This is a genomic window from Streptomyces sulfonofaciens (genome assembly GCF_014656295.1).
GTDB classification, from domain to species: domain Bacteria; phylum Actinomycetota; class Actinomycetes; order Streptomycetales; family Streptomycetaceae; genus Streptomyces; species Streptomyces sulfonofaciens.
The window spans coordinates 603,346-614,956 of record NZ_BNCD01000001.1 but is presented as its reverse complement, the minus strand read 5'-3'; the positions used below and the strand labels follow the sequence as shown (position 1 = coordinate 614,956).

The 11,611-nt window shown below is 73.2% G+C and carries 7 protein-coding genes; 4 read left to right on the top strand and 3 right to left on the bottom strand.

Features of this window, described 5'->3' with window-relative positions; translation table 11 throughout:
- Positions 1–137 precede the first annotated feature (137 nt).
- Positions 138–821 carry a snapalysin gene (gene snpA / locus IE313_RS02430; protein ID WP_229924290.1) on the bottom strand — a complete coding sequence of 228 codons (684 nt, stop codon included), beginning with the start codon at positions 819–821 and terminating at the stop codon, positions 138–140.
- Positions 822–1,010: 189 nt separating this feature from the next.
- Between snpA and IE313_RS02425 the strand changes: the two genes are divergently transcribed.
- From IE313_RS02425 to metG, 3 genes are all read left to right on the top strand, one after another.
- Complete coding sequence (locus IE313_RS02425; protein ID WP_189929148.1) at positions 1,011–2,018, top strand: LysR family transcriptional regulator; 1,008 nt, start codon at positions 1,011–1,013, stop codon at positions 2,016–2,018.
- Between the two features lie 480 nt (positions 2,019–2,498).
- A complete protein-coding gene (locus IE313_RS02420) occupies positions 2,499–4,172 on the top strand; it encodes a VWA domain-containing protein (protein WP_308439124.1) in 1,674 nt (557 codons plus the stop codon).
- A 123-nt stretch (positions 4,173–4,295) separates the two neighbouring features.
- Entirely contained in the window at positions 4,296–5,912 is a 1,617-nt protein-coding gene (gene metG / locus IE313_RS02415; RefSeq protein ID WP_189929146.1) for a methionine--tRNA ligase, read from the top strand.
- A 102-nt stretch (positions 5,913–6,014) separates the two neighbouring features.
- Here metG and aspS read toward each other — a convergent pair whose 3' ends face one another.
- Positions 6,015–7,778 (bottom strand): aspartate--tRNA ligase, encoded by a 1,764-nt coding sequence (gene aspS, locus IE313_RS02410; protein ID WP_189929145.1) that lies wholly within the window; start codon positions 7,776–7,778, stop codon positions 6,015–6,017.
- A 375-nt stretch (positions 7,779–8,153) separates the two neighbouring features.
- Here aspS and IE313_RS02405 point away from each other — a divergent pair, with 375 nt between their 5' ends.
- A complete protein-coding gene (locus IE313_RS02405) occupies positions 8,154–10,361 on the top strand; it encodes a SpoIIE family protein phosphatase (protein ID WP_189929144.1) in 2,208 nt (735 codons plus the stop codon).
- 61 nt (positions 10,362–10,422) lie between these two features.
- On the opposite strand, the gene IE313_RS02400 is transcribed toward IE313_RS02405, so the two are convergent.
- Positions 10,423–11,460, bottom strand: coding sequence for an AI-2E family transporter (locus IE313_RS02400; RefSeq protein WP_189929143.1), 1,038 nt, complete (start codon positions 11,458–11,460; stop codon positions 10,423–10,425).
- Positions 11,461–11,611: the final 151 nt, after the last annotated feature.

The window sequence follows — 11,611 nt, the reverse complement described above, 5'->3', positions numbered from 1 at the left end:
GGACCGCACGGTGGGAGAGCGGCCCCGTACCAGTGGGGGGTGACAGCCGGGGGAGGCCGGAGCTGGACGCGAGCCGGCCGGTCGGGGCCCCGGCACGGGCCCCGGCCGGTCGGCGCCGGGTCAGCCGTCGTCGCCGGTCAGCCGACCTTGTTCAGCTTGTCGAGGGCCTTCGCGAACCCGTTGGCCCAGAGCTGGTTGACCCTGGACCGCTCGTTGGAGTCCGGGTACCGGTTGGTGCAGGACGGGCCGGGGCCGCCACCGGACATCAGCTCGCTGCACGGGCCGGTGTAGTGGTCCGGCAGACCGAGCACGTGGCCGGTCTCGTGCGCGACGATCCGGATCTGGTCGTACTGCTGGCTCTGGGCGTGGTCGATGAAGATGTAGCCCCTGCCGTGCCCGTCCGTGGACGCGTACGAGCCCCGCGGGTCGTCGCCCTCGGTGTAGTAGAAGTCGGATCCGCCGCTGCTGGCCGCGAGGCGCACGTTCGACACGGAGCTGTTCCAGATCTGGGCGGCGCTGGAGATCTGCGACCGGTAGCTGGGCGCGTCCGAGGGGTCGTACGTGACGGTGACGGCCGCGAGGTCCGGGTGGGCGGCCTGCTTCTCGGCCGCGGCCTTCAGCACGGCCTCGAAGAACGCCTTGGTGTTGGCGTTGTCCTCGGCCGAACCCGCGTACCGCGCGTACGAGGCCGCGGAGGCCGCGCCCGGGGTGGCGGTCTGCGCCGCGGCGGGAACCGCGGTGCCGAGGGCCGCGGTGGCAAGGCCCAGGCCCAGCGCGAGCGCGACGAGTCTCTTGGCGGGCTTCCTGGTCATGGAAGTCATGGGGGGCTCCTACTCGTTCTTGTGTGGGGTCGAGAACGAACGGTCGGTAGGAGGAGTCTCGGCGAACGAACGGCCCTGCGGATGATGGCACTTGGGGATAGCCCGGAGCTATCGGCCTTCGACTGGTGTGCTTCTGGGCCGATTTGACCATCTGGCGCGGCGCTTGGGGCGGGCCTAGTCTCGGTGGCCATGGACCTGGAGGTCAGGCACCTGCGCGTACTGTGCGCCATCGCCGACACGGGCAGCCTGCACAAGGCGGCGCGCGAACTGGGCATGGCACAGCCCTCGTTGAGCACCCAGTTGCGCCGCATCGAGCACTCCCTGGGCGGGGAGCTGTTCGCCCGCGAGCGCACCGGCTGCCGCCCCACGCCGCTCGGCCGCGCGGTGCTCAGCCGCGCCCGGCCGCTGATCGCCGAGCTGTCGGCGCTGGTCCAGGAGGCCCGCACGACCGCGGCGCGCGCCGCGGGCGGACCCCACCTGCGGATCGGTGCCACCGCGAGCCGTGCCATCCCGGGCTGGTTGCGCAGGCTGCGCGCCTGCCCGCCGCGCCCGGAGCCGACCCTCCAGATGGACGTCTCGGCGAACGCGCTGCTGCGCATGGTGGCCGCCGGCCAGCTCGACGTGGCGTTCGTCCACGAGGTGGAGGGCAGCCCGCTGCGGATCCCACCCGGACTGTGCCTGCGGACCCTGGTCGAGCGGGAGCCGCAGTTCGTGACGATCGCCGCGGACCACCCCTCCGTGGCCCGGCAGGTGGTGCCGCTCTCCGACCTCGCCTCGGAACGGTGGATGGTGGACTCCACGGTGGACGGCGAGTGGGACGCGCTGTGCCGGGTGTTCCGCACCGCCGGGCTCGACCCGTGCATGCTGCACGGCGACTACCTGACCGCCTACTCCCTGGTCGCCACCGGCGAGGTCGTCACCATCAGCCAGCCGACCTCACGGCCCCGTCCCGACCTGGTGATACGGCCCCTCCAGGGCGATCCGATAGGCGTACGGCTGCTGCTCGCCGCGCGTACCGAGGCGGAGGCGGACGCGGTCTACCCGGAGTTGGAGGAGGCGTACTGGGAGGTGGCGTGGGAGGCGCCCGCCTACCGTGAGTGGTTGCGCCGGTCGCCCGCGGGAACCGTCGGGGCGGGACTTCCCGCGCTGCGGGACGACGACGTGCGGCTCCTGAATGCCGAGGTCACGAACTCGTAGGCGTTCGGGTGGGTTCGGGGCCCGCCGGGGCGCCGCGGGCGCGTGCCGGGCAGCGGGGGCCGGTCGCCACCCTCCCGAAGATCATGTGCCGTGGAGGCTAACCTTACGTGTCCGCCCTGGCCAGGGATTACCAGGGATCTAGGGAAGCACGTCACGCGGAGGGTTGTGCACATGGGCATTCTGAGTCGGCTGCGGGATGCGTGGGGGGGTCGGTCCCGGAAGCGTGGTCGGTCGGGTGCGGAGCAGGTGGGGGCGTCCGCCGAGGGTGACGGCTCCGCCTCCGCGGTGAGCACGCCCGCGGCGCCGGACGGGTCGGAGTCCCCCGCCGCCTCCGCGGCCGGCACGCCTTCCGCGGTGTCCACCGGTTCCGGGGCCTCCCCCTCGTCCACGGCGTCCGAGGAGACCGGGCCCTTCGCGTCCTCCGCGTCCTCCGCTTCCTCCACCGCTGAGACGGACACGTCCGCGGCGGAGGGGTCCTTGGTGGACGATCTTGTCGCCGCCGCGTTCGACCGGGTGGCCGCGAAGCCTTCCGCCGGGGGTGCACCGGCCGGGGGCGAGGAGTCCGACGCCGCCCCCGAGGCGCGCGAGCCCGCGGCGGAGGCGCCGACCCGGGACGGATCCGCGGACGTCGCCCCGGCGGCCCCCGAAACCACCCCCGCCCCCACGGCCGCACCGGAGCCGACGGTCGAGCCGGAGTCCGCAGCCGAGCCGGAGCCCACGGCCGACACCGCGCCCGAGTCCGAGTCCGAGCCCGAAGCCGAGCGGGCGCACGTGACCGCCGCCGACCCCGAGCCGGAACCCGCGACCGCGTCCACGCCCGCCCCCGAACCCGACCCGGAGCCCCGGCCCGAGCCCGCCGCCGAAGCCGAACCCGACCCGGAGCCCCGGCCCGAGCCCGCCGCCGAAGCCGAATCCGAGCCGGAGCCCGAACCCGAGGCCGAGGCCGAGATCGGGCCCGAGGCCGAGGTCGACACCGCCCCTGAGCCCGAGTCCGAGCCGGTCGCCGAAACCGCACCCGAAGCCGCCCCCGAGCCCGCCGCCACCGCCGAGCCCGCCGCCACCGCCGAGCCCGAGGCGCGGCCCGCCACCGCCCCCGAGCCCGAACCCGCCCCGGAGCCGGTGGCCGAAACCGCACCAGAACCCGCCGCAGCGCCCGAGCCCGAAGCCGAGCCCGAGCCCGCCGCCGAAGCCGAACCCGCTGCCGAAGCCGGGCCCAAGCCCGCCGCCGAAACCGCACCCGGAGCCGAGCCGGAAACCACCGCCGAGACCGCACCAGAACCCGCACCGGAGCCCGAACCCGAGCCCGCACCCGCCGCCGAAGCCGAGCCCGAGCCGGAGCCCGAACCCGAGCCCGCACCCGCCGCCGAACCCGCACCGGAGCCCGAACCCGAGCCGGAGGCGGAGCCTGTGGCCGAGCCCGCCGCCGCAACCTCGCCCGCACCCGCCGCCGAAACGGCGCCCGAGCCCGAGGCCGTGCAGGTCGGGGAGCCCGTGGCCGTCGGCGCGGCCGCCGGGGAGCGGGTCAGGGACGTGGCGCCGGGGCTGGCGGCGGCCTACGAGACCGCGGGCGCCGTCCTGGAACGGGCCGGGCTCGCGGACGTGCGGGCCCGGGTGTACCTCGTGCTGGACCGGTCCGGCTCCATGCGTCCGTACTACAAGGACGGCTCCGCGCAGAGCCTCGGGGAGCAGGTGCTCGCCCTGGCCGCGCACACCGACCCCGAGGCGACCGTGCACGTCGTGTTCTTCTCGACGGACATCGACGGCACCGGCGAGCTGACCCTGGACGCCCACGAGGGCAAGGTCGACGAGCTGCACGAGGCATGCGGCCGGATGGGGCGCACCAGCTACCACCGCGCGGTCGAGGAGGTCGTGGCCGACTACGAGAAGTCGGGCAGCGAGGACCCCGCCCTGGTGGTCTTCCAGACCGACGGGCCCCCGGACACCAAGGGCCCGGCCACCCAGGCGCTGGCGGACGCGGCGAAGCTGCCGCTGTTCTTCCAGTTCGTGGCCTTCGGCGAGCACGACGCCAAGGGCTTCGACTACCTGCGCAGGCTGAAGGCGGACAACGCCGCGTTCTTCCACGCGGGCCCCACGCCCCGCGAGCTGACCGACGCCGAGCTGTACGAGGGCCTGCTCGCGGTCTGGCGCCCGTAGCCCGCGGGCCTTCCCGACCATCGGACGACGGGGTGGGACCACCGGTACGCACCGGCGGTCCCACCCCGTCACCGCGTGTGATCGGTGTGAGTCGATCTCCCCCGGGCCAGTAGGATTTCGACCATGGCGGCCACTGGATCCGAGAAGCAGGGTGGCAAGGCGTACTACGTCTCCACCCCCATCTATTACGTCAACGACGCTCCTCACCTGGGCCACGCCTACACGACCGTCGCAGGCGACGTGCTCACGCGCTGGCACCGTCAGCGCGGCGAGAAGGTGTGGTACCTCACCGGCACGGACGAGCACGGTCAGAAGATCATGCGCACCGCCCAGGCGAACGGCGTCAGCCCCCAGGAGTGGTGCGACAAGCTCGTCGAGGAGGCGTGGAAGCCCCTCTGGGAGCACCTGGAGATCGCGAACGACGACTTCATCCGCACCACCGAGAAGCGGCACACCGACCGTGTGCAGGAGTTCGTCCAGGCGCTGTACGACAAGGGCGAGGTCTACAAGGGCGGCTACGAGGGCCCTTACTGCGTGGGCTGCGAGGAGTACAAGCTCCCGGGCGAGCTGCTGGACGGCGAGGGCGCCTTCGCCGGGCAGAAGCTCTGCCCCATCCACAAGACCCCGGTGGAGATCCTCAAGGAGGAGAACTACTTCTTCCGGCTGAGCGAGTACGGTCCGAAGCTGCTGGAGCTGTACGAGTCCCGCCCCGACTTCGTGCAGCCCGAGTCCGCGCGCAACGAGGTCGTGAACTTCGTCCGGCAGGGCCTCCAGGACCTGTCGATCTCACGCTCCACCTTCGACTGGGGCGTCAAGGTCCCCTGGGACGAGAAGCACGTCATCTACGTGTGGATCGACGCGCTGCTGAACTACGCCACGGCCGTGGGCTACGGCACCGACCAGGCGAGGTTCGACTCGGTCTTCCCCGCCGACATCCACCTGGTCGGCAAGGACATCCTGCGGTTCCACGCGATCATCTGGCCGGCGATGCTGATGGCGAACGGCCTGCCCGTGCCGGGCCGGGTCTTCGCGAACGGCTGGCTGATGGTCGGCGGCGAGAAGATGTCGAAGTCCAACCTCACCGGCATCAAGCCGCAGGATCTGACGTCGCACTTCGGCGTCGACGCCTACCGCTGGTACTTCCTGCGCGCCATCGCCTACGGCCAGGACGGCTCGTTCTCCTGGGAGGACTTCTCCGCCCGGTACACCAGCGAGCTGGCCAACGACTTCGGCAACCTGGCGTCGCGGGTGGCGGCGATGGTCGCCCGCTACTTCGACGGGGCGCTGCCGGCGGCCACCGCGGCCGGTCCGGCGGAGACGGCGATCTCCGAGGGCCTGGCGAAGGCCGCCGCGGAGGCGGACCGGCGGATCGGCGAGGAGCTGGACTTCGCCGGCGGCATCGCCGCGGTCTTCGAGTTCATCCGGCTGGTCAACGGCTACCTGACCGAGCAGGAGCCCTGGAAGGTCGCGAAGGACAAGAGCCCCGAGGGCCAGGCCCGGCTCGCCACCATCCTGTACACCGCGGCGGAGGCGCTGCGGGCCGTCGCCGTGCTGCTGAACCCGGTGATGCCCGCCACCGCCCAGAAGCTCTGGGACTCGCTGGGCGCCGAGGTGTCCCTCGGCGCGCTGGCCGACCAGCGGATCGCCGGTGCGGCCGACTGGGGCCTGCTGCCCGCGGGCTCGACGGTCACCAAGGGCGAGGTGCTCTTCCCCCGGCTGGAGGAGCGGCCCACGGCCTGAGACGGCACCGGCCCCGGGACGCCACGGCGCCCGGGGCCCCGGGGCTTCGGCCCCGGCCGTGCCGTCCCGGGCGCGCCCCGTGCGGGCGCGCCCGGAGCGCGGCTACGCCCCCGAGGGCCGCCGCACCCCGAGGTGGAGTTCGCGCAGGCGTGCCTCGGTGAGCTCGGAGGGGGCGCCCATCATCAGGTCCTGGGCGTTGCCGTTCAGCGGGAAGGCGATGGTCTCGCGGATGTTGGGCTCGTCGGCGAGGAGCATCACGATGCGGTCCACGCCGGGCGCGATGCCACCGTGCGGCGGGGCGCCGAAGCGCAGGGCGCGGAGCATGCCGGCGAAGTCGCGCTCCACGTCCGCCCGTTCGTAGCCGGCGATCTCGAAGGCCGACAGCATGATCTCCGGCTCGTGGTTCCTGATCGCGCCGGAGGAGAGTTCGACGCCGTTGCAGACGATGTCGTACTGCCAGGCCAGCACGTCCAGCGGGTCCTGGGTGCGCAGCGCGTCCAGGCCGCCCTGCGGCATCGAGAACGGGTTGTGCGAGAAGTCGATCCGCCCGGTGTCCTCGTCCTTCTCGTACATCGGGAAGTCCACCACCCAGCAGAAGCGGAAGACGTCCTCGGTGAAGTGGCCGGAGCGCCGGGCGGCCTCCACCCGTACCGCGCCCATGATCCGGGACACCTCGGCGTACTCGCCCGCGCCGAAGAAGACGGCGTGCCCGGGGGCGAGCGCGAGCCTCCTGGTCAGCTCGGCGACGTCCTTCTCGGTGAGGAACTTGGCGATCGGCCCCGACAGCGCGCCGTCCTCGCCGACCCGCACCCAGGCGAGGCCCTTGGCGCCCTGCTCGACCGCGTACTCGCCGAGCTGGTCGAAGAACCTGCGCGGCTGGTCCTGCACACCGGCCACCGGCAGCGCCCTTACGTGCCGGCCGGCGAAGGCGTTGAACCCGGAGGAGGCGAAGACGTCCGAGACGTCGACGAGTTCCAGCTCCGCACGCAGGTCGGGCTTGTCCGAGCCGTACTTCTCCATCGCCTCCCGGTAGGGGATGCGCGGGAAGGGCGACGACACGTGGCGGCCGCCGCCGAACTCCTCGAACAGCTCCGTCATCAGCTTCTCGACCGGCTGGAAGATGTCCTCCTGCTCGACGAAGGACATCTCCAGGTCCAACTGGTAGAACTCGCCGGGCGAGCGGTCCGCGCGGGCGTCCTCGTCGCGGAAGCACGGCGCGATCTGGAAGTAGCGGTCGAAGCCGGCGATCATCAGCAACTGCTTGAACTGCTGCGGGGCCTGCGGGAGCGCGTAGAACCTGCCCGGGTGGATGCGGGAGGGCACGACGAAGTCGCGGGCGCCCTCGGGCGAGGTGGCGGTGAGGATCGGGGTCGCCATCTCGGTGAAGCCGAGCGCGGTCATCTTGTTGCGGATCGCCGAGATGACGGCGGTGCGCAGCATGATGTTGCGGTGCATACGGGCACGGCGCAGGTCGAGGAAGCGGTATTCGAGCCGGCGCTCCTCGTTCACCCCGTCGTCGGCGTTGACGGTGAAGGGCAGCGGCGCGGCCTCGCCGAGCACCTCCACCTCGGCCGCCTCGATCTCGATCTCGCCGGTGGGCAGGTCGGGGTTGACGTTGTCGGCGCCGCGCGAGACGACCCGGCCGTCGACGCGGAGCACGGTCTCCTTGGAGAGCTTGTCCAGCGCCTCGGCGGCGGCGGTGCCGGGGCGGGCCACGAGCTGGGTGACGCCGTGGTGGTCACGCAGATCGATGAACAGGATGCCGCCCAGGTCTCGGCGATTGTGCAGCCAGCCGCTCAGCCGGACGTCCGTGCCGACGTCGGAGGCACGCAGCTCGCCGCACGTGTGGGACCTGTACCGATGCATCTCTCATCCAGCCTTCGTGTCGCTGTTCGTCGCCCGTGGCCGGCAGCCGGCCGGCTCGGGCCGCGAGGCCCGGCCGCCGGGGCCGCCCGTCAGCGCGGGCCCGGTATTCGGTACCCGGGCCCCGGTGACAGTGGCCGGGTGCCGGGCGAACCAAGGCTACCGTCCGGTCCGAACCGCCGAGAGGGTCACGCTCAGTCGCCACCAGCGCCCGTATGTTCCTACAGTGGAGTGATGCGCACCAATAATCCCCTCCCGTCCGTTGGGGATGACCCCCACCCGGAGCTGGGTGGCGGCCCGCTCTCCCAGGCGGGAGGGCGGGGCCTGCCCCGCGGGGACGGCCCCGGCGGACCCGACCCGGGCGCCCCGCTCCCCCCGATGAGCGGGACCGGTGAGGTGCAGGAGGGGTCGCTGCCGGACCCGGACACGGTGCTGGCCGCCGTCGGCACCGGCGTCTGGCGCTGGGACGAGGCGGCGGGCACGGTCACCCTGGACGCGGAGGCGGCCCGGCTGGTGGGCCTGCCGGCCCATGCCGTCACGGTGGCCTCGGCGAACATCCGCTCCCGCTTCCACCCGGTCGACTGGAACGAACTCGACAGCATCTCCCGGCTCGCCATCACCGAGGGCACCGTGGCCGAGGCCCGGCTGCGGATCGTGGACGAGCACGGGCGCGAGATCCGGGTGGTGCGGGCGCGCTGCAAGCCCCTCGTGGACCCGAGGAACGACAGCTACGAGATGACCGGCACCCTCCAGGAGGTCACCGGCGCCTCGGCGGGCGCGGCCGCGCTCAGCGAGGTCACCGGCGACTGGCGGCGCTCCCGTGAGGCGTTCCTGCTGGACGCCGGGCGGGCGCTGGCCGAGGCGCGGTCCACCGCCGAGGTGCTGCGGGTGGCCGCGGGCCTGTCCATGCCCGGCTTCTCGCCGGACGGCCTGGCCGTCTTCGGCTCCGAGGGCGACCGGCTGGTGCTCGTCGGCCACCAGGGGCACGACCCCTCGGACGTGGGTCCCTTCACGGAGATGCCGCTGGACTCCGACTATCCGGCCGCCGAGGTGATACGCACCGGCCACGCCGTCTACCTCTCCTCGCCGCGCGAGTACGCGGAGCGCTACCCGGCCGCCTGGCCGATGGTCGAGCGGTTCGCGCGCAGGTCCTGGGCGTTCCTGCCGCTGACCGCGGGCGGCGGCACGATGGGCGCGTGGCTGGCGGCCTTCGCCTACCCGGTGCGGTTCACACCGGACGAGCGGTCCGTGCTGACGACGGTGGCCAGGATGCTCGGGCAGGCGCTGTCCAGGGCGAGCGCCGCCGAGACGGAGAAGGAGCTCACGCAGGGCCTCCAGCGCTCGATGATGCCGGACCTGGGCCCGCGGGTGCCCGGCCTCGGTGTCGCGGGCCGCTACGTACCCACCGGCGGCGGGCTGGAGGTGGGCGGCGACTGGTACGACGTGATCACCCTGCCGTCCGACCGGATCGCCCTGGTCATCGGAGACGTGCAGGGCCACGACGTACGGGCCGCGGGGCTGATGGGCCAACTGCGGATCGCGCTGCGCGCCTATGCCGCGGAGGGCCACCCGCCGGACGCCGTGCTGACCCGCGCCAACCGCTTCATGGCCGGCATCGCCGAGTTCGGCGCCACCGGCGCCACCCGGGGCCAGGACGGCCGGGACGGCGACGAGCGGTTCGCGACCTGCCTGTACGTGGAGGCGGACCCGGCCACCGGGATGCTGGAGATCGCCCGGGCCGGCCATCTGGACCCGGCGGTGCAGATGGCCGACGGCACCGTGCTGATGCGGCCGACCGCGGGCGGGCTGCCGCTCGGCATCGACCCGGACTGCGACTACCCGACCACCCGCATCGTCCTGGAGCCCGGCGAGACGATGCTGGTCTGCACGGACGGCCTGGTGGAGACGGGCGGGCACGACCTGTCCACCGGGTGGGCGCGGATCAAGGCGACCCTGGAGGAGTTCGGCAGCGAGAACCTGGAGGTGCTGGCGGACGCGCTGATCGGGGCCGTGTACGGACCCGGGTCGCACCACACGACCGGCCCCCTCACCGACCGCCGCGACGACGACATCGGCCTGATGCTGCTGCGCAGGACCAGCGTGCCGGAGTCGGGCAGGGCGGCCAGGCGGGCCACGCTGGCCATCGCGCAGACCGAGCCGGAGCGGATCGCGGAGGCCCGCCTCCAACTGCGCGAGCTGCTGCACGACTGGCCGGACGGCGAGCAGGTGGAGTCCGCGGAACTGCTGGTCTCCGAGCTGCTGTCGAACGTGCTGCGGCACACCGACGGCGACGCCCGGCTGGTCGCCGAGGTCACCGGCCGCCCCGGGCACCGGTACATGCGGGTGGAGGTCGCGGACAGCAGTGACGACCTGCCGCACAAACGACGGCCGGGCGAGCTCGCGTCGTCCGGGCGCGGCCTGCTGCTGATCGAGTACCTCGCGGACTCGTGGGGCGTGGCGCCGCGGGGGCAGGGCAAGAGCATCTGGTTCGAGCTGGGCGAGCCCGAGCCCGGGGCGGACCGAGGAGACCGGACGGACCGAGGAGACCGGACGGACCGAGGAGACCGGACGGACCGAGGAGACTGAGGGGGCTGAGGGGACTGAGGAGGCTGAGGGGGCGCGGCGGCGGGCGGCACCCTCGGCCGGGCTACTCGTAGCGTTCGCGCAGCTCCGCGAGCACGCCGAAGGCGGCGGCGGTGAGCGGGACCGCGAGCAGCAGGCCGAGGATGCCGGCCACCGACGCGCCGGCGGTGAGGGCCAGCAGGATGGCGGCGGGGTGCATCTGCACGGTGCGGCTCTGGATGGCCGGCTGGAGGACGTGGCCCTCCAGGACCTGCACGGCCAGCACCACGCCGAGCGCCCACAGGGCGATGGCGAAGCCGCGGTCGGCGAGCGCCACGAGGACCGCCACCGCTCCCGAGATCACGGCGCCGAGGTAGGGGATGAAGGCGCCGACGAAGACCAGCGCGCCGAGGCCCACCGCGCCCGGCACCCGCAGGATCAGCAGGCCGGCGGTGATGCAGAGCGCGTCGATGAGCGCGATCAGCGTGGTGCCGCGCATGAAGCCCTCGACGGCTCCGAACGCGCGCCGCGCCATCGCCTCCAGCACCGCTCCGCTCTCCCGCGGCGCCAGGGCCCGCAGCGTCCGCAGCGCACGCCCGCCGTCCCGCAGGAGGAAGAAGACCAGCAGCAGGGCGAGCACGCCGGTGGCGATCCACTCCGCCACCACGCTCAGCCCGCTGATCACGCCGGATGCCGCGGTCGCGCCGAACTTCGACAGCAGCTTGCCGGCGTTCTCGGCCACGTCGTCCAGCGAGGTGCCCGCGGCGCCGAAGTGCCGGGCCACGGAGGTGCCGGCGTGCCTGAGCGAGGCGGTGATCTGGTCGCCGTTGTCGACCAGCGAGGCCACCACGACCCAGACGGCGCCGCCGACCACGGCGAGCACCGCGACGCAGGTCAGCCCGGCGGCCAGCGAACGGTTGACCCGGGCCCGCACCAGGCGCCGGTACAGCGGCCTGAGCAGGGCCGTGCCGAGCAGCGCGAGCAGCAGGGGGGTGACGGCCGTCTGGAGCACCACGCACAACCGGATGCCGACCGCGGCCACCCCGGTGACCAGCAGGATGACGACGCACCAGGCCGCGGTGCGCCGAACGGGCTCCGGGAGCAGGGGCTGCACGGGCTGCACCCTGACAGCCGATCACGCAGCCGGTCCGCAGTCATGCGGACCGGGCCACGGGGGTGAAGACCGGCACCACAGAATGTGTCATGCATCACATCATCGGTATATAGCGGACGTCCGGACACGCTGCGAATCTGCTCACCCACAAGGCGTCACA